This is a genomic window from Gordonia sp. VNK1 (genome assembly GCF_040049135.1).
GTDB classification, from domain to species: Bacteria; Actinomycetota; Actinomycetes; order Mycobacteriales; family Mycobacteriaceae; genus Gordonia; species Gordonia oleivorans.
This window is the reverse complement of record NZ_JBDZDJ010000003.1, coordinates 317,176-340,057: the sequence shown is the minus strand read 5'-3', so window position 1 is coordinate 340,057 and position 22,882 is coordinate 317,176. Positions and strand designations below refer to the sequence as shown.

Below are 22,882 nucleotides of genomic sequence, written 5' to 3'. Positions count from 1 at the left end.
GTAATATCTAGAGTAGGTGAAGGTAGGGATCGGCGCCAGGGTGAGGGCGTCAGTCAGCGAAGTGCGCGCAGTCCGGCTGCGCCACGACGCAACTCCGACGCGCGGTCATGAGCGCCGGCGCGTTCGTGGGTGGCCGCGGCGGAGTCGAGGTCGGCGATCTCGGCGTCGACCAGGGCCTTCATCTCTGTCTCGGTGAGGGCACGACGTGGCGCCTCGGCGGCGCCGACACCGAGGGCCGCGGACTCGATGGCGCCGGCCCGTCCGGCGGGTATGCCCTTGGATTCGGCGTTGTCGATGGCGCCCAAGGTGGCACGGATCGCCGAGACCGCGGCGCGATCTCGTGCGCGCATGGCAGCTCGCAGAGCGGTCCGGAGACGATCGCGAATCGGCTCGGCCGCGGCGGGTTCGGATGGGCCGGATTCGGTCGGTGTCATGACGTCACGGTAGGCAGTGGGCGGTTTTCGGCGCCACCGATTATCGATCGCACCCCCGGTGCGTCGATGACGTGAGTTGCAGGAGAACCGAAGTTACTTGCGATCCTTGATGATCGACTTCACCTCGTCGGCGTCGATGTTCTTCGCGATGAGCTTGCCGGTCTTGACCTTGCGGACCGAGAAACGGTCCTTCTTCTTACCGGGGGCAACGTTGAGGCCCACCTTCTTGGCTGCCTTGTTGAGGTCCTCGAGCATGACGCGCAGATTAGAGCATGAAGATGAACAACGACGAATCGGAGAGGTCCGCACAGTCCTCGACCGGCAGGAGTGGGCGCGGTGCGTCATCATCGAACGATGCCGGCACCGTCGCATCACCGTCCGAGCCGCTCGTGACGGCCTTCGGGAGACTGATCTTCTACCACGGTCCGATGGGTGCCGGGAAGTCGACGTTCGCGCTGCAAACACACTTCAACCAGGGACAACAGGGGCGCCGCGGAGTCCTCATCACCACCCTGGACCGTTCCGGCGAACCCAGGGTGACCAGCCGTATCGGGCTGGCCGCCGACGCGGTGGTCTTCGGCGACGGGGTGGACCTGCATGCCGTCCTGACCGCACGCGCCCGCGACGGCCTGGACTACGTGGTGTGTGACGAAGCACAATTCCTGACCACCGACGACGTCGAGGCGCTGGCCCGTCTCGTCGACGACGCCGCGATCGACGTCTTCGCGTTCGGTCTGCTCACCGATTTCCGAAGCGTCCTGTTCCCGGGTTCGGCGCGACTGGTGGAACTGGCCGACGAGGTGCACCGCATGCAGGCCATCGTCCTGTGCTGGTGCGGGCGGCCGGCTTTCCTCAACGCGCGCGTCATCGACGGGGTGGTGGTGCGCTCGGGCGAGTTGGTGGCGGTGGGTGACACCGACGACGCGCCGATGATGTATCGGGCCCTCTGCCGGCGGCATCATCGCGATGGTCGTGCGGCCGGTTGAGCTCCGCATACGACGAACGCCCCGCCGGTGTTCCGGCGGGGAGTTGGTCTCGGGGTGGATGACGGGACTCGAACCCGCGACAGCCAGGATCACAACCTGGTGCTCTACCAACTGAACTACATCCACCATCGGCGTCGGGAACCAGGGATTTCTCGCCGGGTTCCAGAGCCAGGCTCATACTCTAGCGAATAGTGGGCGTCGAATACCAATCGCTTTGTGACCAGCGTGTTCAGGCCGGGCCGAGGTCGGCGACGATGCGGCCGAGCTGCTCGCTGTCGGGGCCGGGTTCGGCCACGAAGGCCGCCGCGCGGTAGTAGCGGAGCTCCCGGATCGACTCGCGGATGTCGGCGAGCGCACGATGTGCGAGCCCTTTCTCCGGCTGACCGAAGTAGATCTTCGGGTACCAGCGGCGGCACAGCTCCTTGATCGAGCTGACATCGACCATGCGGTAATGCAGGTAGGCGTCGAGGTCGGGCATGTCGCGGGAGATGAATCCACGGTCGGTCGCGATGGAGTTGCCCGCGAGGGGGACGGTGCCCGCGGTGCTGATGTGGCGGCGCAGGTAATCGAGGACCTGCTTCTCGGCCTCGGCCAGGCTGACGGTGGAGCGACGCACCTCGTCGGTGAGCCCGGATGAGGCGTGCATCTTCTGGACCACCTCGGGCATCGCCGCGAGAGCCGCGTCGTCGGCATGGATGACGACGTCGACACCCTCTCCGAGGATGTTGAGGTCACCATCGGTGACCAGCGCCGCGATCTCGATGAGTTTGTCCGAGTCGAGTCGCAGCCCCGTCATTTCACAATCGATCCACACCAGTTTGTCCTGCACCCGTCAACCTTAGCCAACGCGTTCATCGCGGCTTCGCGATGCGCGATGGGTAGGGCCCTAGGTCCCGGTTTGCGCGAACAGCCAGTTGCGGGCGGAGGTGAGTCGGTACGCGGGTTCGAACGACGCCATGTGTTCCATGGAGCCGGCGCCGGGGTTGGCCTGTAGCACGGTTCCGGTCGTGAAGGTGACGAAGTAGTCCGTCGCCGGTTGGGAGAACAGTTCCCGGGATGCGGTGGCGGTCTGCTCGCTGTTCCACGTCGCATCCCAGGTGGCCGCCGCGAACGGCACGTTGGCAGCCGTCAGCATCTGCTTCACCTCTGTTTGACCTTTGGTCGCCTTGGTGTCTCCGGCGGCGGTCGCATAGAAGAATCTGCTCCTGGTCAGGCCCTGGATCTCGGAGATGTCCCACTGACCGGACACGATGTACTCCGCAGCGAACAGGTCCGGGTTCTGGGCCGCCATGTACAGCGACATCATCGCGCCCATTGATTGCCCGGTCGCATAGACGCGGGTGGAGTCGACGCTGCTGGTCTGCTGGATGTGTGACACCAGGTCGGTGGTGGTCGTGATCCAGTCGCTCGTCGTCTGGGAGTCGTTGTTGTCGTCGATGGTCACCTCCGGGTACTCGGGGACGACGACGATGCTCGGATGCCTGGCCTGCTCCTGCGGGCTCGCCCAGATCAGCGCCCCGTACTGCGACAACGGTGCGGTGACCTCCTTGCCGACGAGACTGGAGTCGGCGATGTAGAGCACCAGCGGATACTTCTCGGACGAGTCATAGCCATCGGGCAAAAAGATGTTGTAGGGCAACGTCTTTCCGGTTGTGGTATCGGTGTAGCTCGACTGTGTGAACTTCCCGGCCACCTCGCTGCTCAGCGATGCCACCGAGGTCGTGTCCAGGCCGGCACTCAGGTCTGCCGCTGAAGTGGCCGAACCAGCCGGTGAACTCGACGCCGCCGAGGGGTCGGAGCCGTCGGTCGAACACGCAGCCGTGGTGATCGCGGCGGCTGCGGCCACGCTCACCGCAAGGATTCGGATGGTCGGACGTCTCCGGCTGCTCATGGTCTCCAGCATCGACGATGCACCTGTGCGGCGAGTCGGAACCGACTGGAAGTGGCTTGGCAGTTGTGGCCGTAAGGTGGCACCGTGACCGACGCACAGTCTCCGGCCCAGACCATCGCCAGCGGCTACGCCTTCACCGGCCCGGCCCTCGAAGTGGGGGCGGTGAGCGTCGACGGGACGGTCGATCCGAGCGCGCGGGTCCGCATCCCGTTGTCGATGATGAATCGCCACGGGCTGGTGGCCGGTGCCACCGGTACCGGTAAGACCAAGACGCTGCAGCTGATCGCCGAGCAGTTGTCGTCCAACGGGGTGCCGGTCGTCATGGCCGACATCAAGGGAGACCTGTCGGGACTGAGCAATCCCGGAACCGGCAACGACAAGATCACCGCGCGTGCCACCCAAACCGGTGACGACTGGCAGCCCGCCGCTCATCCGGTGGAGTTCGTCTCGTTGGGTGCCGACGGGATCGGCGTCCCGATCCGCGCGACAATCACCTCCTTCGGTCCGATCCTGCTGTCAAAGGTCCTCGGGCTCAACGACACCCAGGAGTCGGTGCTGGGCCTGATCTTCCACTGGGCCGACCAGAAGGGTCTGCCACTGCTCGACCTCAAGGATCTGCGGTCGGTCATCGCCTACCTCACCAGCGACGAGGGCAAGCCCGAACTCAAGGCCATCGGTGGCGTCTCCACCCAGACCGCGGGCGTCATCCTGCGCGCGCTGACCAACCTGGAGGCCGACGGCGGGGACACCTTCTTCGGTGAGCCGGAGATCGAGCCGGCCGACCTGCTGCGCACCACACCCGACGGGCAGGGCATCATCACCCTGTTCGAACTCGGTGCGCAGGCCGCACGTCCGGCACTGTTCTCCACCTTCCTGATGTGGATTCTGGCCGACCTCTTCGAATTCCTGCCGGAGGTCGGCGATCTCGACAAACCCAAACTGGTCTTTATCTTCGACGAGTCGCACCTGCTGTTCGCGGATGCCTCCAAGGCGTTCAAGGAGCAGGTCGTGCAGACCGTCAAGCTCATCCGGTCCAAGGGCGTCGGCGTCTTCTTCTGCTCGCAACTGCCCACCGACATCCCCAGCGAGGTGCTCTCCCAACTCGGCGCCCGCATCCAGCATGCGTTGCGCGCCTTCACCCCCGACGATCAGAAGGCGCTCGCCAAGACCGTGAAGACCTACCCGGTCTCGGAGGTGTACAAGCTCGATCAGGTCCTGACGTCCCTGGGGACGGGCGAGGCGGTGGTGACGGTGCTCTCGGAGAAGGGTGCGCCCACCCCGGTGGCCTGGACCGTTGTCCGCGCACCCCGATCGTCGATGGAAGCCGTTGGCGCCGACGGTATTACCGCCGCTGCGAAGGCGAGCCCGCTCTATGCCAAGTATGGTCAGGCGATCGACCGGGAATCGGCGTACGAAAAGCTGGCGGCGAAGACGCTCGCTCCGGGGGAGTCGCCGGATGCTCCCGCGCCCGCGCCGGTTCCCACACCGGCCCCGGCACCCGTTCCGGCGCCGAAGCCACAACCCGAGGAGCCGGGCATGCTGACCGAGGTGCTGACCAGCAAACCGATGCAGAGTTTCCTGCGGTCGGCGGCCAGTGCCGCCGGCCGGGAGTTCAGCCGGGCCATCTTCGGGACGGGTCGGCGCCGGAGGTGAATGTTCCGAGCGTGGTCGGCCCTTACCCGATTTCAGGTGCCCAGTCACCGATCGAGATGGATTCCCTGACCGAATCCCAGTAGGTGCCCGCGCGTGCGGCGTCCTGATCGATTCGTGCGACCGCTGTGATCATCACGTCGGCATCGTGCTCCCACTGCGTCGGAGTCGTGCCGCCCGGGCCGGAGATCACGAGTCTGCGGTGACTGCGGATCTCATCACCGAACCCCGCCGGGACGCCCGATGTGCACAACACCTCGACCGTTGCTGTGCCACAACCGATGTCGAGGAGATACTGACGTGACTCGGGATAGGCGACGGTGGAATCGCTCATCGGCGGTTCAGCCGTCTCCGAGCTTCCGATAGAACGTTCCCACGATCGGAGCGACCACGGCCCGTGGGCTGTACCCGCCTGCCACCGACATCGCCTTCGACAGCGTGCCCGGAACCACACGCATCTTGTTGTGCTCCAACGCATCCAGGCTCATCTCGGCGACCTTGTCGCTGGAATGCCAGAGAAAATCGGGGACCAGTTTGTCGACGATGGAGGCGTCCTCGGGCGACGGGGTCTGGGTGCGGACCGGCCCGGGGGCGAGCAGCGTGACGTGCACACCCTGTCCGCCGACCTCGCCGCGGAGTGATTCGCTGAAGGTGTTGACGAAGGCCTTGGTGGCCGCATAGGTGGCGTTGTTGGGGATCGGCATGTTCCCGGCGGCCGAGCCGACCATCAGGATGCCGCCCGAGCCGCGCTGCACCATCTGGGGGAGTACTGCGAGCGTGAGGTCGTGTACTGCTTCGACATTGAGCCGCACCTGTGCGCGCTCGTAGTCGGCGTCGAGCTCGGCCACCGGACCGAACGTCGCGATCCCGGCGTTGTTGGCGAGGATCGAGATCTCCCGGCCGGCGAGTTCGGCCGCGAGGATGCCGGTGGCGGTCGGATCGGAGAGGTCGGTGGGGCGGACCTCGACGGTGATGTCGTGACGTGCGCGGAGTTCTTCGGCGAGGTCTTCCAGGATGTCGCCGCGGCGGGCGACCACGATGAGCGAATGCCCCCGCCGGGCGAGTACCCGGGCGAGGGCCATTCCGATACCGGACGAGGCTCCGGTGACGACGGCGCGGGCGGTGTGCGACGGTGCAGGCACTGGCATGAGCAGTATCGTAGCCAGCGTCGGCACCCCGACCGCCCGCGCGTCGTCAGCCCTGGTCACCGGGTCTCGACTCGCCCCTCCGTTTCGACGGAGCTCAACGCGGCGGCTATCGCTCCGGGGCGGCTCGACCAGCGGGAAGGGGTGCGCCTCGTCCAGCGGGAAGGGTTGCGGCTCATCAATTGATGCCGGCGACCACCTCGGTGCCCTGCCGGATGGCGCGCTTGGCGTCGAGTTCGGAGGCGAGGTCGGCGCCACCGATCACATGGGTGGTCACCCCGGCCAAGGTCAGCGGATCGACGAGGTCCCGGACCGATTCCTGTCCGGTGCACAACACCACGTTGTCGACCTCGAGGACGCGGGTCTCGGTGACCTTGCCTTCCTCGTCGTGGAAGCTCAGGTGCAGGCCCTGATCGTCGATCTTGTCGTAGGTGGCACCCGAGATCTGTTCCACGCCTTTCATCTTCATCTGCGCGCGATGCACCCACCCGGTGGTCTTGCCCAGCGTCTTGCCCTGCTTACCGGTCTTGCGCTGCACCATGTAGACCTGGCGAATCGGGGGCAGAGGCCGCGGTTTGGTGACGAATCCGGGCTTCTCGCCGTCCTCGGTGACGCCCCATTCCTGTTCCCATTCCTTGAGATTCAGTGAGGGGGACTCGTCGGTGGTGAGGAACTCGCTGACGTCGAATCCGATGCCGCCGGCACCCATCACGGCCACCCGCTTGCCGATCTCGCGGCGTCCGAGCACGGCGTCGGCGTAGGACATCACCATCGGGTGGTCGACGCCGGGGATGTTCGGGATACGAGGGGTGACACCGGTGGCCACGATGACCTCGTCGAACTTCTCGGCGATGATGTCGTCGGCGCTGACGCGGGTGTTCAGGTGCACGGTCACCTTGAGTACCTCGAGGCGGCGGGTGAAGTACCGGATGGTCTCGTGGAACTCCTCCTTGCCGGGGATGCGTGAGGCGATGGAGAACTGGCCGCCGATCGCGCTGCCGCCCTCGTACAGGTCGACCTTGTGGCCGCGTTCGGCGGCGGCGACAGCCGCCGACAGTCCGGCCGGGCCGGCGCCGATGACCGCGACACGCTTGGCGCGGCGGGTCGGGCCGAGCAGCAGCGTCGTCTCCCGGCCGGCGCGCGGATTGACCAGGCACGAGACGTGCTTGCCGACGAAGGCGTGGTCGAGGCAGGCCTGGTTGCAGCCGATGCAGGTGTTGATCTCGTCGGATCGCCCGTCGCGGGCCTTGTTGGCCAGTTCCGGGTCGGCGAGGAACGGGCGGGCCATCTGGATCGCGTCGACGCGGCCGCGTTCGAGGATCTCCTCGGCCAACTCCGCGGTGTTGATCCGGTTGGCGGCGATCAGCGGGATCGACACCTCGTCACGCAGACGTTCGGTGAACTTCACGAACGCCCCACGCGGCACCGAGGTCACGATGGTGGGTACCTGGGCCTCGTGCCAGCCGATGTCGGTGTTGATGGCGTCGACGCCGAACTCCTGCGCCTTGCGGGCCATCAGCGCGACCTCGTCCCAGGTCTGGCCCTTGCGGATGAGGTCGGCGATCGACTGCCGCAGGATCACCGGGTAGTCGGCGGGGACCTGCCGGCGGATCTCCTTGATCACTTCGACGAGGAATCGCTGACGGTTCTCGGTGTTGCCGCCCCACTTGTCGGTGCGGTCGTTGGTGTGCGGGCAGAGGAATTGGTTGATCAGGTAACCCTCGCCGCCCATGATCTCGATCGCGTCATAGCCGGCCTCGCGAGCGAGCTTGGCCGACTGCCCGAAGGACTTGATGACGTGGTTGATGATCGGTTCGGTCATCCGCAGGTGCTTGAACGGATGGATCGGGGACGGCTCCTTGCCCGGTGCCACCTTGAACGGGGTGTAGCCGTAGCGGCCGGCGTGGATCAGCTGCATGGCGATCTTGCCGCCCTCGCGGTGCACGGCCTTGGTGACCCGGCGATGCCGGTACATGTCGACGGAGTTCGTCATCTTGCCGCCGAAGGCCATCAGGAGGCCGGTGCGGCTGGTGCCGAATCCGCCGGTGATGATGAGTCCGGCGCCGCCACGGGCCCGCTCGGCGAAGTATGCGGCGAGCTTGTCGGTGTCCCAGATCCGGTCCTCGAGACCGGTGTGCATCGACCCCATGATGATGCGGTTCTTGATGGTCATCCCGCCGATGTCGAGGGGTTCGAACAGGTTGGGGAAGTGCGGGTTGCGGTCGGTCGATGGGGCTGTCATCGAGTCACCTTTCTTCGTGGGTGGCAAGTGCCGGGAATGTGGAATGCGATGTCTGGGAGATGTCGAAATCTGATGCAGATCAGGGGTTTTCGTCGAGCTCACGTTGGAGCGCCGAGACCACCTCGTCGCACCAGTCGATGAAGGCCTCCTCGATGCGGACGCCGCCGCGCAGTACCAGGTACTGATGCAGTCGCCGGCCGGACAGGGAGTCGGGTGCGGGATAGTCGTCCTTCTCGAAACCCTGATACAGATGCAGCCGGGCGACGTGCAGCTCGCGGTGGCGTTGTAGTTCGGCGATCAACTCGGGCAGGTCGTCGCGGTGTGCCGCTCGGATCTTGAGGCCCAGGTCGTCGCGCAGTTGCTGGATGGGCGTCGGGGTGGTGACCCAGGCGTGCAGGGCATCGCGGCCTCTGTCCGACAGTGAATACACCTTCTTGTCGGGTCGCCCGTCCTGCGCGATGGGTTCGTAGGAGACGAGACCGTCGACGTGGAGCTTGCGCAGCGTCCGATAGATCTGCTGATGGGTGGCCGACCAGAAATGCCCGATCGACCGGTCGAACTGCCGGCTGATCTCGTACCCGGTGCCCGGGCGTTCGGCCAACGAGACCATGATCGCGTGCTCCAGCGCCATATGAGCACGGTATCAGTGCATCAATGCACTATGCAACGAAGTGCCTATGTGTATCGGTGCATATGGCGGGTCCACCTCAACCCGCATCGACACCGAGATGTCGGGCGAAGAATCGGGCGGCGTCGTCGCCCGCGAAGTGCGGGACGCCGGTGTGGCCGCCCATGTTGGCGTAGAGCGTCTTCTCCCTCGATCCGAAAGCGTCGAAGAGTTCGAGAGCCATCCCGCGGTCGTTCCCCTCGTCGTCCCACTGGAGGAGAACGTGTAATGGGATGGTGATCCGGCGCGCTTCGGCCATCGTGCTGCGCGGCACGTAACTGCCGGCAAAGAGGCCGGCGGCCATGATCCGTGTGTCGGTGGCGGCAAGGCGTACACCGATTGCGATCGCCCCGCCGGAGAATCCGACTCGTTCGCCGATCTCGGGGAGCTCGAGGACCTCGTCGAGCGTCGTCTGCAACTCCGGCACCGTCCGGTCGACGAGCGGCAGGATCAGGCGGTCGATGACGGTGTCCGACGGTTGTTCGCCGGCAGAGATCGCGCGGGCGAGATCGGCACGAGCGTGCTCCGTTTCGGGCAGCGGCGCCCGATCACCTGATCCGGGCAACTCGACGGAGATCGACGCGAAGCCGTAGGACGCGGCGCTGCGTGCCCGTGCTGCCAGGCGGGAGTACATGCGTCGCATGCCGATACCGCCGGGCTGACCCATCAGGATCAGCGGGACCGGCGTGGATGGCGAGGCGATCGGCGGTGTCCACAGGATGCCGGTGACATCGTCGAGGGTGAACTCGCGTTCGCCGATGCCGTCGTCGAGTGTGCGCTCAGAGGCGAAATGCATGGTCGTGCCCTTCGGGAGTGCTGCGTGTCGGCGGCGCTCCCGGGCAACCTATCGCCCGACCGTGACCCTCCGGAGGAGCACCAGTGTCATGTCGTTCACGGGTACCACCTCCACTCATTCGGGCACGGACCTCCGACGGTATCAGCGTCGCCGGTCGTCGGCTCGTCGCTATCCGGTGACCCGCGCGAACATCCGGGTTCCGCCCTCCACCGGCGCGGTGGGCAGATCCTCGGGAACGATCCACGGCGAGCGGTCGCGCAGGCGGCCGTCGCGCAGTTCGACGACGCGATCGGCGATGTCGGTGACGCGGCGATCGTGGGTGATCAGCAGGGTGGTGCGACCGGCCGCGATGCGGGCCAGCGGGGCCAGGATTCGTCCCACGCTCGCGTCATCGAGGCCCGAGGTGGGTTCGTCGAGAATGAGAACCGGGGTGTCACGAACCATGGCGCGCGCCATGGCGATTCGTTGTCGCTGCCCGCCCGAGAGGGTGAGTCCACCATCGTCGAGGACGCTGTCGTATCCATCGGGCAGGGACTGGATGAAGGGGTCGGCGTCGGCGGCGATGGCGGCCCGCACGATCTGGGCGCGGGTTGCGGTGGGTGCGCCGTAGGCGATGTTCTCGGCGACGCTGGCGCCCTTGATGATCGGGGTCTGGGGGAGCAGGGTGACGAGGTCACGGATGTCGTGGCCGGTGAGTGTCCCGTAGTCGTCGTCGCCGAGCCGGATGGTTCCCGAGTCGGGGTGCTCGAAGCGGCACAGCAATGACGCCAGGGTGGACTTGCCGACGCCGCTGGGTCCGATGAGGGCGGTGATGCTGCCGGGTCGAAGATCCAGGGACACTCGGTCGAGCACCGCGGTGGCGCCCCGATGCAGGGTCACCCCGCGCAGTGATATCGGCAGGCCGCGGCGCGGTGGTGAGGCCAGGGTGGGACTCGCACCCGGGTCCGGTCGGGCCGGCATCGGTGCGGCGTCGTCGGCGTCGTGTTCGGTCGGTTCCAGGTCCAGTACCTCGGCCACGCGCTCGGCGCTGACCGCCGCCGACGCGATCGCCAGGCGGGCGTCGGCGATTTCCTGCATCTTGGGATAGAGCAGACCCAGATAGCCGGTGAGGGCCAACAACTGGCCGATGGTGAGGTTGCCCTGGCGGACCTGCCAGACACCGGCGACGGCGATGGCCAAGGTGACCACCACCTGCCCGAACCCCATGACGGCCCCGAATCCGGCCTCGACGCGGGTCTGCGACAGCCGCGCCGTACGCCACGCCGTCCCGTGCTCGTGCAGTGTCCGGTGTTCGCGCTGCTGTTGGTTATAGGCGACGGCGGTTTCGTGGCCGATCAGGGCGGTCTGCACCGCGTCGGCGATGTCGGCGTTGGCGCCCCGTTCGTCGCGGGTGACCGCCACCTGCCGGCGCGCGAAGATCGCCGAGCAGGCCCACAGCATGGGGACCGCGGCGAGCGCGACCAGAGCCACCTGCCAGTTCATGATGAAGGCCGCGATGACAAGTCCGATCGTGTTGGTCAGGGCGATGATCATCTGCATCACGCCCGAGCCGACCAGGTACTCGACGGCCTCGAGATCGCTGGAGTGCCGGGTGACCAGGTTGCCCAGCCCCAGCCGACGATGGACAACCGGATGGAGGCGCTGGACGTGGGCGAACAACCGATCGCGGAGCCTCAGAACCACATTCTCCGACACCCCGACGGAGATGATCTGGCCGTAGTAGTCGGCTGCGGTGGAGATGGCGGTGAGGCCGAGCCACAGCGCCGCGAGTTTCGCGAACGCCAGTGCGCTGTCGGAATTCAGTGCGCCGTCGACGACGTCGGCGAGGACGAAGACCGAGATGATCTCGCAGACGGCGGCCACCCCGAGCAGTGCTCCCGCGACGGTGAAGCGTTTCCACTCTCCGCGCATGGCGGGGAGGAATCGTCGGATTGCTGTGGTGGCGTTCATGGTTTCTCCGCAGGTTCGTCGGGCATGGCCGAACCCGGCGTGACGGGCACGGTCACGCCGGGTTCACGGGAGGTCGGCGTCGACGGGCACAGGGGAGGATGACGTCGGCGCCGACCGGCCTAGGATCGAGTGATCCGGCTCACTGCCACACCCAGATCCACTGGAAGGTCCGCCAGTCCCACACCCGCACGCGACGCCGGCGGCGGGGCTGGGGCTGCTGCTGGCGTCGCTGCTGCTGCTGGGGCTGACGCTGCTGTCCTGGCATAAGGTGTTTCTCCTTCTCGATCTGGCCGGCACCGATGCCGACGAAGAAGAAACTATGGGTCCCACCTTCGCTGGCGCTGCCCGGTGGCTGGCAGTGCGCTGTCAGTGAAATCTGTACGGACGCTGTGTATTACGTCATCATGCGCGTGTTGTCCGATGTGCGGGGACGCAGGTGTGCACGGTGCGCACACCACGCATTCGGAGCGCGCTGGTGACTCGCGTAGGCCAGACTGAGGCGATGCAGAGTCCCATCGACAGTGATCGACGATTCTTCGGGTGGACGCGGGTCGACGATGCCGAGGTCGTCGCGCCCGGTGAGCGACTGAGTTGGCCGCGGACCGTCGGAATCGGGCTGCAACATGTGGTGGCGATGTTCGGTGCGACCTTCCTCGTCCCGGTCCTGACCGGGTTTCCGCCGGCCACCACGCTGTTGTTCTCGGGTATCGGCACCATCCTGTTCCTGCTGATCACCCGTAATCGGCTGCCGAGCTATCTCGGATCGAGCTTTGCCATCATCGCGCCGGTGACCGCGGCAGCGGCGTCGGATGGCCAGTCCTCGGCGCTGGGCGGCATCGTGGTGGTCGGTGCGCTGCTCGTGCTCATCGGCGTCATCGTGCACTTCGCCGGTACCCGGTGGATCGACGTGGTGATGCCGCCGATCGTCACCGGCACCATCGTCGCGCTGATCGGGCTGAACCTCGCGCCGAGCGCCAAGGACAACTTCGAGAAGCAGCCGGTCACCGCCACGGTGACCCTGGTGCTGCTGATCGCCTCGATCGCGCTCTTCCGCGGCCTGCTCGGCCGGCTGGCGATCGTCATCAGCGTCGTCCTGGGTTACCTGTTCGCATTCGCCCGCGGCGAGGTGGACACCTCCGGCATCGACAGTGCGGCGTGGATCGGGTTGCCGCACTTCCAGAGTCCGACGTTCGCGTGGTCGGTCATCCCCACCTTCCTGCCGGTGGTCCTGGTGCTGGTGGTGGAGAACATCGGGCACGTGAAGTCGGTCGCGATGATGACGGGCACCGACTACGACGACCGGATCGGTCGGGCACTGGCCGCCGACGGCCTGGCGACCGTACTGGCCGGCAGTGGGGGTGGCTCGGCCACCACCACCTACGCGGAGAACATCGGCGTTATGGCGGCGACCAAGGTGTACTCGACCGCGGCCTACTGGGTGGCCGGAATCGCCGCGATCGTCCTGGGACTGTGCCCCAAGGTCGGTGCGGTGATCGCGGCCATCCCGGCCGGCGTGCTCGGTGGCGTGACCACCGCGCTCTACGGTCTCGTCGGCATCATCGGCGTGCACATCTGGGTGAGCAATCGCGTCGACTTCGCCAAACCCATCAATCAGTTCACCGCAGCCATCCCGCTGGTCATCGGCATCGCGAACTTCACCTGGGCCATCGGCGGTGTGAGTTTCGGCGGTATCGCCATCGGTGCGGTGGCGGCACTGCTGATCTACCACGTCCTGTGGCTGTGCGGTCGTTGGCTCGGCACCGCCGGGGTCACCGCAACCTGAGCGGTACATCGAGGCCGCCGGGCAGCGGCACCACCGGCAACGGGGTCAATGCCCGCACCAGATCGTCGACGCCGAAGCCTCGATGGCCGGGAGCGTGATCATCGAGTCCGCCCAACACCTCGGCCACCGCGTCGCGTGCCCGGGTGGCCCCCCGTCCGAGGGAGTCCGCGGCCGCGTCGGCGGCCTCGGTTCCGTAGTGGCCGACGAGGCCATCGGGTCCGCGCGGCACGTACTCGGGTGGATGGCCACCCCGGATCACCTCGACCATCGCCGCAAAGGCGTCGGACTGCGGATCGTTCCAGTAGCCACCGTGGGCGCCGACGCCCTCCACCGGCGAACCGTCGCTGTAGAAACCGGTGTCGAGCCGCGTCACCCCGGGCGCCGAATCCGGGTCGGAGCCATGCGGATTGCCCGGCAGCGACTGTACGGTCTGGATCGGATCACCGGGTGCGGTCAGTGAGTACCGCGCCACGTCGGGATTGGCGTTGTCCCACGGGGTGTCGAACACGCCGGTGCCCGCCGACGACGCGTAGATGACGTTGTCGGCCCGCAGGCCGAGTTGCTCGGCCGAACCGACGACCGACCCGCCGTAGGAGTGTCCGACGAACGTTGTGGTGGCACCGGGTGCGGTGGAGGCGATCTCGGCGTCGAGGGCCTGCCCGAAGGCAACCAGACGTGGCGCCATGTCACGCGCGTAGTGGGGGTCGACGGATGTGTCGGAGGCGACATCGAGGGCATCGAACGGTGCCCGGAACGGCCCGATCGGATTGCCCGGGATCAGGTCGATGCCGAGGTTGCGCGCAGCGTCGGCATCGACAATCGTCTGGGGGAGTTCACCGTCCAGGTAGATGAACACCGGGCCGCCGGTCTGCTGCGCGAGATTCCAGGCCGACTGCCAGTTGCTGCCGCCGTACCCGTTGGCGTTGGTGCCCGTTCCGGGAACATAGACGGTGGCATTGCGAGTTCTCGCATTCAGTGAGCCCACCATCTCGATGAGTCGCGGATTCTCGCCGTCGGTGAACGAGACATAGACCCGTTCGGTGTCGACTCCTTCCGGAACCTCCTGCGCCGCAACGGGAGTCATGCTCTTCGCATTGGTAGGGATCGTCCGCTGGCCGAGGTAGGAGCGCAGAGTCGTCGCATGCGGGGTGTCGGGGCCGTGGGTGCGGATCTCTGTGGCCAGCGCGTTGCGGATGTTGATCTCGTTGGCGATGCCGCGTATGTCGAATGGCACCCCGTCGAGGTTGCCGACGCGTTGCGGGTCGGCCTGGATGAGCCGGCGCATGTCGGTGGGGGACAGCCCGGCGAGAAGCGTGCGCCGTTGCTCGATGCTCAACTGCTCCAGCCGGTCCACCATCGTGTCCGCGTCGAGAGTGCCGATACCGGGGACGGTGATGTCGGGCTGGCCACCGACCATCGCCGCGAGATCACCCCGGAGATCGTCGAGGCGGGCCCCGTAGAGTTCGTCGATCTCGTCGATGACATCGAGTCCGCGCTGTATCCGGCCCTGATGGGCGGCGGCGCCGTCGGCTCGGGCGGCCTCTCGATGTGTCACGATTCCCGTGTCGGAGACCTGATACCCGGCCCTGAGCGCCTCGGCGACCGCGAGCAGTACCACCTGCTTGGCGTGGGTCAGATCGGTTCCGGCGTCCTTGGCCTCGTCGGTGATCTGCTGCAACACATTTCGGACCTCGTCGGCGTGATCGGCCTCCTGTGCGACGCATCGCTGTGCGGCATCGTGAGTGCGGCCGAACCAGAAGAACGGCCACTGAACGGAGTCGGCGAAGGCGTGACGCGCGCCGTCGAGGGTCTGCGCGGCGCGTCCGGTGGCCTCGCCGGCGCCGGTGATCGCATCGGTGTTCCAGGCGCATAGGGCAGAGATGGTGGGGCGCATCAGCGTTCGCTCATGAAGCCGAAGATGCGTGCGACGTGTTCGTCGCTGTCCACCGACGTACTCGAGAAGCACTCGAGTGCCACGCTCATCGCGTGCAGGCGTCTGCTGATGTCGTCGAGGCAGGCCGATGCCGACTCGGGCGTCGCACGCAGAGCGGCGACGACGCGACTGGCCGGTCCTGGCACGGCGGCGAGTGCTCCCAGATCGATCTCGCCGACGACGGTGCTCTGGGTGTGCCACTGCGCGGCGATCACCGCGATGTCGTCGGGATCGAGCCCGACGCCCAGCCCACCGTCGGGAAGGACGCCGCCGATCCCGGCGTGCAGGAGATCGGCTAGGGGGTGGTCTGTCATGACTGCTCCTCCGGATGCGTGGGATGGTCGATGACATATCCGACGCACGGGAGCGCGATCGGTTCCCTGGGTGGGAACGCTTGTGGAGAAGTACGACCGATCTCGGCGCAATCGAGTGTTCTCGGGTCGCGTGGGCCGTTCGACGACCCGCGCGAGTGACCGGGACCTGCGCGAATGGTGAGGACCCGCGCGAGTGAGTGAATCCCACACCGGCCGGAGGCCGGCGGGGATGTCACAGTGCCCCCGGCAGGATTCGAACCTGCGTGAAACCATCCTGCCGTTGTAGCCGATGATGTGGCGTTTCGTGCCTCTCACCTGCTGGTACGTCACGATACACTAGTGTCACGGATTGTCACGAGTTGTCGGAAAGTGACACGCGGAACGCTCAGTGGATCGCACGAAACGAGGGGTCAAGTGGCAGGAAAGAAGGGTCACCGCGGGTGGGGATACATCCGCAAACTGCCCTCGGGACGGCTCCAGGCGTCCTACGTCGGTCCCGACCTCGTGCGCCACACGGCACCCACGACCTACACCCACCGCATCGACGCCGAGGGATGGTTGTCCAACGAGAGACGCAAGATCGAGATGGACGCGTGGGAACCGCCGGCACTGGCCCGTGAGCGCGCCAAGGCCCGCATCATCACGCTCGGCGACTATGCCGACCAGTGGGTCGAAGAACGCACCCTCAAGCCGCGCACGAGGTCGGGATACAAGGATCTCCTGCGCCTGCACATCAAGCCGGTTCTCGGCGGCCTGGCCGTCAGGAACGTGACACCGGCCGCGGTGCGGTCCTGGTACTCGGGGCTCGGCACGAAGTACCCGCGCCGGAACTCCCACGCCTACGGCCTGCTACATGCGATCCTCGCGACCGCGGTCGCCGACGGCGTGATCACTGCGAACCCGTGCTCGATCCCCAAGGCGATGAACCCGCCACGCAAGCGCGACCCGGTGGTGCCGACCGTCGCGGAAGTAGCGGAGCTGGCCGACGTCATCCGCCCCGAGCGGTTCCGGGCGATGATCCTGATCATGGCGTGGTGCGGGACCCGCTGGGGCGAGGTGACCGAACTCCGCCGATTCGACATCACCGACGACTGTGAGGTGGTCAAGGTCCGTCGTGCCGTGACACGACGTGACGGTGAATACCGTGTCGACTCAACGAAATCCGGCAACAGTCGATCGGTTGTCGTCCCCCCGCACATTCGGCAGGACGTACAACACCACCTCGACACTCACGTCGACGCCGGCCCCGACGCGCTGCTGTTCCCGTCCGCACGCGGGTCACACCTCGACGATCAGACGTTCCGCCGGGAGTACTACGCAGCCGCGATAAAGTCAATCGGCAAGCCCGCCATGACAATTCACGATCTCCGACACTTCGCCGGCACCCAGGCCGCCCGCGTCGGAAACCTCGTCGAGACGATGGGCCGCCTCGGACACTCGACGGTGCGCGCGAGTCTCATCTATCAGCAAGTCGTGAGCGGGCGAGATGCGGAAGTTGCTGCGGCACTGAGTCAACTGGCGATGGATAGGAATGATTGACGGTGGCTAAGATCTTTCGTTCGTATGTAACGGATTCCGCTGTGAGCCAACAGTTGTCACTGCTCGATGCCGCCGGCTCGCGAAGGTGGCGACAGTGTGTCGCAACCCGCTTTCATTGCCCTCACTGCTCGGGCTGGCTAGCCGACCTCCTGAACACGACGCCGCGCGTAATTGTTGGGAGTGAGATCGTCCGTGCGCCCGCGCATCCAATCGCACGAGATTCGGTGCGGCCGGACGATGAATCGCTGCGTTCGTCGATGTTCTCCAGTGCGCGTGGGGTGCTCAATTCGGTGCACCGCGTCGGCGTCGCTTACGACCATTGGCGAATCGACAAGACCGCCCGCTGGTGGTGGCTCGCAGATGACTCAGACACCGAGGTTCGGCTGTACTGCAAGTGCCGGGTACGAACGGTGGCATCACGCACGGTCACAGCAGAGAGTGCCCGCCAGGGCAACCGAGGAACTCTCGCATAAGTCCAGTTTTGTGTCGCTGTGTCAGTGTAGGTCAACAATGCTGTAGCTTTGTCTCAGGTCATGGGTGGGAACCCGAAAGCTCCGTTTGGGCTAGGAGCCACAGCCGCGAGGGGCGGTGTGATTCCCAATTCCATCGGAGAGTTCCCCAATGGCCAAATCCGCGACGCTTCGCCGTCTCGAATCCATCACTGTCGCAGCCGAATACGCTGATGTTTCCGTGCGCACTCTGCGCCGATACATCGCGTCCGGGCGGCTGACCGCGTACCGAGTAGGCCCTCGCCTGATCAAGGTCGACCTGAACGACCTCGATGCCATGATGCGCCGCGTTGGTGGTGATGCAGCATGAGCGGCCCCGATTACGAGCACCTGGACTGGCTCGACGACCTCGGACTCACCGATCACCAGGTCGACCAGATCGGGGGCGAGTGCGAGTGACCCCCGAAAAGACGCCAGCCCCGGCGACGGAACCGGGGCGTGGCAGAGATCCTCATGGTGGGCGGATCACCGCTGAGTCTATCAGCGACATCGACCTCGACGCCTACTTCGACCCCGCCGATCGCCTCATGTTGGCCCGTGAGGGCACGTTCGTCCTCGCCGTGCGCTGCCGGGCCTGCGGCGCGCCCCTGACCGCGCGACGCTCCCGTGCCCTCGGCGTCGGCCCTGACTGCCGTCGTAAGGCGGTGGGCGATGCGTGATCCGTACGTCGAAACACGCTGCTACGTACAGAGACTCGTCGGCGCAAACGGCCGTCCTGCACCAGCGGCCGGATCACCAGAATGGGTCGCACTCAGCGACGAGCACCCCGCCAAGCTGATCGCTGTTCTGACGGCCGGCACCCTGCACGTCCTCACCGAGCAGATGCAGGTTCTCGCCAGCCGCCGGGACGCAGCAAAGGATGCCGCGCTGGCTGTCTCCGAGGCCGCCGACTGGACGAGGGTGGCGAAGCGGATCCGCGACCGCGATCAGGCATACATCAAGCGGGTGATCGGATGACCCCCGAAGAGTTCTGGTCACGGCCATCACTGGCTCATGTCCTCGCGCACGCCCGCGCGTCGATGGTCTCGCCGTGGTCGCTGCTCGGCTCGGTGCTGGCCCGCGTCATCGTCTCCACCGGCCCCGACGTCGTGCTACCGCCGATCATCGGTGGCCCCGCGTCGCTGAATCTGGTTGTGGCACTGGTCGGTTCGTCGGCTGCCGGGAAGGACACCACCGAGTCTGCCGCGCGTACCTGCACCGATCTGCCCGACCTCACCGAACTGCCGCTCGGAACGGGTGAGGGAGTCGGACGCACGTTCGCCGAACCACCGGCGCCGCGTAAGGATCAACCGCCGGCCGAACGGATCGACCGGGCACTCCTGACCGCGACCGAGGTTGACACCGTGGCCGCGATCGCCGCCCGCCAGGGCTCGACGCTGCTGCCCACACTGCGTCAGCTCTACAGTGGATCGACGCTCGGCGCGGCCAACTCAAGTCCTGACCGTCGGGTGATCGTTCCAGCCCACACGTACCGGGCCGCGGTCATCGTCGGGGTGCAACCAGAGCGTGCCGGGATTCTCGCCGCCGACACCGCGGGCACCCGTCAACGGGTGTTGTGGATGCCGACCGCCGACCACGACACCCCCGACGAGACACCCGAGCCCGTCGCACCGCTACGGGTCGAACGGTCGTTGCGCGGCCGGGTCCTGGTGGTGCCCGACGAGGTGGCCGACCGGATCCGCGCGCACCGCCGTGCGGTTCTGCGCGAGGACTCCGACGTCGACCTCGGCGACGGACATCGGATGCTGACCCGACTCAAGGTCGCCGCCGGCCTGATGCTGCTCGACAGCCGTCACACCGACATCGAGATGGATGATTGGGCGCTTGCCGGCGCGATCATGCGGGTATCGGACCGGACCCGCGCTCGGGTCGACAGCACGCTCTCCGACAAGAACCGGAGGGCGAACCGGGCCAAGGCGCACGCCGTTGCCGAGCGCGACGAAGTGGTGGCCGACAGGAAACTCGCCAGGGCGAAAGAGGCCGTCATCCGGTGGCTCGATCGCCGTGGCGAACTCCCGGCGAATGAGATCCGGTCGAAGCTGAAGGCAGACCTTCGCGACTACTTCGGGGCTGCGGTCGCCGAACTCGTGGAGTCCGGTCAAGTCACCGAGACGAAGGTTGATCGGGGCTCACGCTTTCGTCTCGGCGAGGTACAGGGTGTACCAGGGGTACACCCACCATATTCGCAGGTCAGGGGCGGTGTACCCAAGGTACAGGGTGTACCCGAGCCTGACGAGCCACCAGGAGAAACGCCACCCGGTGGCATCACACCCACCACCCCCGGCATGACCGATCGAGTCCTCGAAATCCTCAACGGAAGGCCCACGAAGTGATTGACCGCGACATGTTCGACGCCATGACCAAGCTCTGCGAGGTGTACACCGGCCGCCCGTGGGACGGCACGACCGCTCACCTCATCGAGGCCACCACCCGCCAGTCCGAGGCCGGCGACATTCTGACCGCGCACACCGCGTGGCTGTCGGCCACCAGGACGGCCGTGGAGGTCCGCGGCGACCGATGGAACACCGTCTCCTGCCGAGAGCAATCCCGCCGTGACGGTGACCTCGCGACGCCACCCGAGTGGCTGGCCGAACGGTTCGAACGCGAGTCGCCGGAAGGGACGGTCAACCGGTGACCGGCCAGGCCCGCCGCGACCAGGGTCCGGTCATCGACCGTTCAGCGCTGTTCGACGAGACGGCCGTCGACGAGGAACCCGACGACGTCGACTTCCGCCACCACCACGCCGCCCAGCTGTGCGCGACGTGTCCTGTGCTCGATCGGTGCTCGGAGTGGTCGGAGGGCACGAAGCTGCACATGGTCACCGCCGGGCGGACACCCGCGAAGTCGGGGAGGCCGCGGCGGGCGGTCGAGCCGTGACGCGGCGTCGGGGCCGGTCGTGTATCGGCTGCGGGCGCAGCACGAAGTCAGTCACTCGCATGTGCCACAGGTGCCGACCTGCCAATGCGATCCCGACGGTCGCCACCGACGGACACATGATCAGCTTCGCCGGGCAGACGTACACACCAGATCAGGCACGCCGACTCGCCGACCGCATCCACGACACCATCGACAGAATCGAGAACACATGCCCCCCAACGACACCCGACGACGACGCGACAGATCGGAGAAGCCTTTCACCTGCCGACGTTGCCACGGTCCGGCGCGCGTCTACCGGGGATCGGTGCATCGTTGGACCTGCGAAGCCTGCATCACCGCCTACATAGACCGTCAGCACACCCACTGAAAGTGAAAGGAAACGCAATGGAATACAACGAGATTGACGAATCGAACGACACCGCTACTGACACCGAGGTCAACGACCAGCTGGAGGGCGCCGGTCAACCCGACCAGGCCGAGACCCCCGAGCCGCCCAGCAAACGGGAGGCCCGCTACCGCCTACAGCTACGCGAAGCGCAAGCCGAACGCGACACCCTCGCCGAGCGGCTGGAAGCGTTGCAACGCAGTGAGGTTGAACGCCTCGCCGCTGACCTCATCGAGAAACCGGCGGCACTATGGACGGCTGGCGTAAAGCTTGACACCCTCGTCGGAGACGACGGCACCATCGACGCAGACAAGGTGACCGAGGCAGTGAAGTCCGCACGAGAACAACTGGGACTACAAAGCTCTCAGCAACGCCTACGCCGCGGCCCGGTCGTCCCGATGGAAGGCACCGGCACCGACCGCTCACGGCCAGATCCATGGAAATCCGCGTTCAACGCGTAGAATGGCTGTGACGCCAGCAGAATTCGGGTGAGTCACCCACCTGGCACAACGCAGTAGCCCACGCGGGCACCGGACGACGCGAGCCGCGCACCGAGGACAAACACCCCACGGTGCGCGGCTTTCGCGTTCCGAACCCGTAAGGAGCAACACATGACCACCGAAACCACACTCACCAGCACCAAGGCATGGGCACCCGACCTCACCGCCGTAGCCGCAGCAGATGCAGTACCCGAGGCACTGATCCTTCAAACCTCCACCGTGTCCGGCAGCATCGAAGGTGACGCGCCACTCGTCCGCGTCCAGTACATCGACGACGCCACCGCGTCGTTCACCGCCGAAGGCGTGACGATCGACGAGGCCGACCCCGGATTGAGCGAATGCCTCGTGCCCACCGGCAAGGTCGCGCAAATCATCCGGCTCAGCCGCGAACAGTTCGCCCAGCCCAATGCGTCCGAACTACTGTCCACCAGCGTGGCCCGCGCAGTGACCAAGGCCGGCAACACCGCCTACATCGCGCAGGCAGCACCCACCAGCCCCGCCGTCACCCCACCCGCCGGACTGCTCAACATCCCCGGCATCGTCAACGGCGGCTCGGTCACCGGCGATCTCGACACCCTCGTCGACCTCCTCGCCACGTTGGCTACCAACGGCAGCACCCCGAGCCACATCGTGCTCTCCCCGACGGCGTGGGCATCACTGCGCAAGCTCAAGATCGGCGCCGACTTCAACAGCACACTGCTCGGCACCGGAGCGAGTGACGCACAGAAGTTCCTCCTCGACCTGCCGGTCATCGTCTCATCGGCCGCACCAGCCAACACCGGACTCGTCATCGACAAGACCGCCGTCGTCTCCGCAGTCGGAGCCGTCCAGGTATCCATCAGTGAACACGCCTACTTCGCCGCCGACTCCATCGCCGTCCGCTGCATCTGGCGATTCGGCGCCAACGTCGTCAAGCCCAGCCGCGTCGGCAAGTTCACCGTCGCCACCAGCGGCTCGTAGGTGAACAACGAGCCCGCACCTATCGTCGCGGTCGCTGAGTCGGCCGCGACGATAGTCGGCGCCATCGACGACACAACCCTGTTCATCGGGCTGAGATTTGAATGCCCAGCCCCGCTCGGCGTCATCGAGATCAGACTCAGACCCGACGACGCACACACCATCGCCGCCGACCTATCCCGACTGCTTCCCCTCGACGCAGAACAACTCGCACAGCTCATGCACCACATCCGCACCCAGGGGGAGTGATCCACCCACCTCGGCCACTCGCCCCTCTGGCATTGGCGAATGTGTGTGTCACCCCCCTACCCCCCTCCCCCCGGA

At 66.4% G+C, this 22,882-nt stretch carries 26 protein-coding genes and 1 tRNA gene; 13 read left to right on the top strand and 14 right to left on the bottom strand.

The features are described from left to right. Positions 1 to 53: 53 nt before the first annotated feature. On the bottom strand, positions 54 to 434 hold the full coding sequence (locus ABLE94_RS05475) for a hypothetical protein (RefSeq protein ID WP_348803306.1): 381 nt from the start codon (positions 432 to 434) through the stop codon (positions 54 to 56). A gap of 93 nt (positions 435 to 527) precedes the next feature. Continuing rightward, positions 528 to 689 (bottom strand): hypothetical protein, encoded by a 162-nt coding sequence (locus ABLE94_RS05470; RefSeq protein ID WP_348803308.1) that lies wholly within the window; start codon positions 687 to 689, stop codon positions 528 to 530. A 134-nt stretch (positions 690 to 823) separates the two neighbouring features. Between ABLE94_RS05470 and ABLE94_RS05465 the strand changes: the two genes are divergently transcribed. Next, complete coding sequence (locus ABLE94_RS05465; protein ID WP_348808273.1) at positions 824 to 1,420, top strand: thymidine kinase; 597 nt, start codon at positions 824 to 826, stop codon at positions 1,418 to 1,420. A gap of 53 nt (positions 1,421 to 1,473) precedes the next feature. Here ABLE94_RS05465 and ABLE94_RS05460 read toward each other — a convergent pair. The 3 genes from ABLE94_RS05460 to ABLE94_RS05450 all read right to left on the bottom strand — a co-directional run bounded on the left by ABLE94_RS05460 (position 1,474) and on the right by ABLE94_RS05450 (position 3,311). After that, positions 1,474 to 1,546: transfer RNA gene (locus tag ABLE94_RS05460), tRNA-His, on the bottom strand. Between the two features lie 103 nt (positions 1,547 to 1,649). After that, on the bottom strand, positions 1,650 to 2,249 hold the full coding sequence (orn, locus tag ABLE94_RS05455) for an oligoribonuclease (RefSeq protein WP_348803310.1): 600 nt from the start codon (positions 2,247 to 2,249) through the stop codon (positions 1,650 to 1,652). 57 nt (positions 2,250 to 2,306) lie between these two features. After that, the gene (locus ABLE94_RS05450; protein ID WP_348803311.1) at positions 2,307 to 3,311 is read right to left on the bottom strand and encodes a carboxylesterase family protein; all 1,005 of its coding nucleotides are present in this window, start codon (positions 3,309 to 3,311) and stop codon (positions 2,307 to 2,309) included. Positions 3,312 to 3,395: 84 nt separating this feature from the next. On the opposite strand from ABLE94_RS05450, the gene ABLE94_RS05445 reads away from it, so the two are divergent. Continuing rightward, positions 3,396 to 4,964, top strand: coding sequence for a helicase HerA-like domain-containing protein (locus ABLE94_RS05445; RefSeq protein WP_348803312.1), 1,569 nt, complete (start codon positions 3,396 to 3,398; stop codon positions 4,962 to 4,964). A gap of 22 nt (positions 4,965 to 4,986) precedes the next feature. Here ABLE94_RS05445 and ABLE94_RS05440 read toward each other — a convergent pair whose 3' ends face one another. From ABLE94_RS05440 to ABLE94_RS05410, 7 genes are all read right to left on the bottom strand, one after another. Beyond that, on the bottom strand, positions 4,987 to 5,295 hold the full coding sequence (locus ABLE94_RS05440) for a hypothetical protein (RefSeq protein ID WP_348808218.1): 309 nt from the start codon (positions 5,293 to 5,295) through the stop codon (positions 4,987 to 4,989). Positions 5,296 to 5,302: 7 nt separating this feature from the next. After that, positions 5,303 to 6,109, bottom strand: coding sequence for a mycolate reductase (cmrA, locus tag ABLE94_RS05435; protein WP_348803315.1), 807 nt, complete (start codon positions 6,107 to 6,109; stop codon positions 5,303 to 5,305). A gap of 175 nt (positions 6,110 to 6,284) precedes the next feature. Then, positions 6,285 to 8,348: an oxidoreductase gene (locus ABLE94_RS05430; protein WP_348808217.1), complete on the bottom strand. Its 2,064-nt coding sequence runs from the start codon at positions 8,346 to 8,348 to the stop codon at positions 6,285 to 6,287. Between the two features lie 79 nt (positions 8,349 to 8,427). Then, positions 8,428 to 8,979 carry a PadR family transcriptional regulator gene (locus ABLE94_RS05425; protein WP_348808216.1) on the bottom strand — a complete coding sequence of 184 codons (552 nt, stop codon included), beginning with the start codon at positions 8,977 to 8,979 and terminating at the stop codon, positions 8,428 to 8,430. A gap of 76 nt (positions 8,980 to 9,055) precedes the next feature. Further along, entirely contained in the window at positions 9,056 to 9,811 is a 756-nt protein-coding gene (locus tag ABLE94_RS05420) for a dienelactone hydrolase family protein (protein ID WP_348808215.1), read from the bottom strand. Between the two features lie 168 nt (positions 9,812 to 9,979). Continuing rightward, positions 9,980 to 11,761 (bottom strand): ABC transporter ATP-binding protein, encoded by a 1,782-nt coding sequence (locus ABLE94_RS05415; protein ID WP_348808214.1) that lies wholly within the window; start codon positions 11,759 to 11,761, stop codon positions 9,980 to 9,982. Positions 11,762 to 11,900: 139 nt separating this feature from the next. Then, entirely contained in the window at positions 11,901 to 12,026 is a 126-nt protein-coding gene (locus ABLE94_RS05410) for a hypothetical protein (protein WP_348808213.1), read from the bottom strand. Between the two features lie 237 nt (positions 12,027 to 12,263). On the opposite strand from ABLE94_RS05410, the gene ABLE94_RS05405 reads away from it, so the two are divergent. Beyond that, positions 12,264 to 13,544: a uracil-xanthine permease family protein gene (locus tag ABLE94_RS05405; RefSeq protein ID WP_348808212.1), complete on the top strand. Its 1,281-nt coding sequence runs from the start codon at positions 12,264 to 12,266 to the stop codon at positions 13,542 to 13,544. On the opposite strand, the gene ABLE94_RS05400 is transcribed toward ABLE94_RS05405, so the two are convergent. Both ABLE94_RS05400 and ABLE94_RS05395 read right to left on the bottom strand, forming a co-directional pair. Then, positions 13,531 to 15,438, bottom strand: coding sequence for an alpha/beta hydrolase (locus ABLE94_RS05400; protein WP_348808211.1), 1,908 nt, complete (start codon positions 15,436 to 15,438; stop codon positions 13,531 to 13,533). The two genes, ABLE94_RS05405 and ABLE94_RS05400, sit on opposite strands and share 14 nt — an antisense overlap. Further along, positions 15,438 to 15,791 carry a hypothetical protein gene (locus tag ABLE94_RS05395; RefSeq protein ID WP_348808210.1) on the bottom strand — a complete coding sequence of 118 codons (354 nt, stop codon included), beginning with the start codon at positions 15,789 to 15,791 and terminating at the stop codon, positions 15,438 to 15,440. The genes ABLE94_RS05400 and ABLE94_RS05395 overlap by 1 nt, the downstream gene beginning before the upstream one ends. Positions 15,792 to 16,205: 414 nt before the next feature. Between ABLE94_RS05395 and ABLE94_RS05390 the strand changes: the two genes are divergently transcribed. The 10 genes from ABLE94_RS05390 to ABLE94_RS05350 all read left to right on the top strand — a co-directional run bounded on the left by ABLE94_RS05390 (position 16,206) and on the right by ABLE94_RS05350 (position 22,807). Then, positions 16,206 to 17,330 (top strand): tyrosine-type recombinase/integrase, encoded by a 1,125-nt coding sequence (locus ABLE94_RS05390; RefSeq protein WP_348808209.1) that lies wholly within the window; start codon positions 16,206 to 16,208, stop codon positions 17,328 to 17,330. Positions 17,331 to 17,951: 621 nt separating this feature from the next. Further along, positions 17,952 to 18,149: a helix-turn-helix domain-containing protein gene (locus tag ABLE94_RS05385; RefSeq protein ID WP_348808208.1), complete on the top strand. Its 198-nt coding sequence runs from the start codon at positions 17,952 to 17,954 to the stop codon at positions 18,147 to 18,149. A gap of 217 nt (positions 18,150 to 18,366) precedes the next feature. Continuing rightward, complete coding sequence (locus tag ABLE94_RS26400) at positions 18,367 to 18,498, top strand: DUF6011 domain-containing protein (protein ID WP_425476149.1); 132 nt, start codon at positions 18,367 to 18,369, stop codon at positions 18,496 to 18,498. After that, the gene (locus tag ABLE94_RS05380; RefSeq protein ID WP_348808207.1) at positions 18,491 to 18,796 is read left to right on the top strand and encodes a DUF2742 domain-containing protein; all 306 of its coding nucleotides are present in this window, start codon (positions 18,491 to 18,493) and stop codon (positions 18,794 to 18,796) included. Before ABLE94_RS26400 ends, ABLE94_RS05380 begins: the two co-directional genes overlap by 8 nt. Continuing rightward, the gene (locus ABLE94_RS05375; protein ID WP_348808206.1) at positions 18,793 to 20,172 is read left to right on the top strand and encodes a hypothetical protein; all 1,380 of its coding nucleotides are present in this window, start codon (positions 18,793 to 18,795) and stop codon (positions 20,170 to 20,172) included. Before ABLE94_RS05380 ends, ABLE94_RS05375 begins: the two co-directional genes overlap by 4 nt. A gap of 11 nt (positions 20,173 to 20,183) precedes the next feature. Further along, positions 20,184 to 20,474, top strand: coding sequence for a hypothetical protein (locus ABLE94_RS05370; RefSeq protein WP_348808205.1), 291 nt, complete (start codon positions 20,184 to 20,186; stop codon positions 20,472 to 20,474). Further along, positions 20,471 to 20,716, top strand: a complete 246-nt coding sequence (locus ABLE94_RS05365; protein WP_348808204.1) for a transcriptional regulator — start codon at positions 20,471 to 20,473, stop codon at positions 20,714 to 20,716. Before ABLE94_RS05370 ends, ABLE94_RS05365 begins: the two co-directional genes overlap by 4 nt. Positions 20,717 to 21,100: 384 nt before the next feature. Further along, the gene (locus tag ABLE94_RS05360; protein ID WP_348808203.1) at positions 21,101 to 21,562 is read left to right on the top strand and encodes a hypothetical protein; all 462 of its coding nucleotides are present in this window, start codon (positions 21,101 to 21,103) and stop codon (positions 21,560 to 21,562) included. A 150-nt stretch (positions 21,563 to 21,712) separates the two neighbouring features. Continuing rightward, the gene (locus ABLE94_RS05355; protein ID WP_348808202.1) at positions 21,713 to 22,561 is read left to right on the top strand and encodes a phage major capsid protein; all 849 of its coding nucleotides are present in this window, start codon (positions 21,713 to 21,715) and stop codon (positions 22,559 to 22,561) included. Further along, a complete protein-coding gene (locus tag ABLE94_RS05350) occupies positions 22,562 to 22,807 on the top strand; it encodes a hypothetical protein (RefSeq protein WP_348808201.1) in 246 nt (81 codons plus the stop codon). It begins immediately after the preceding gene. Positions 22,808 to 22,882: the final 75 nt, after the last annotated feature.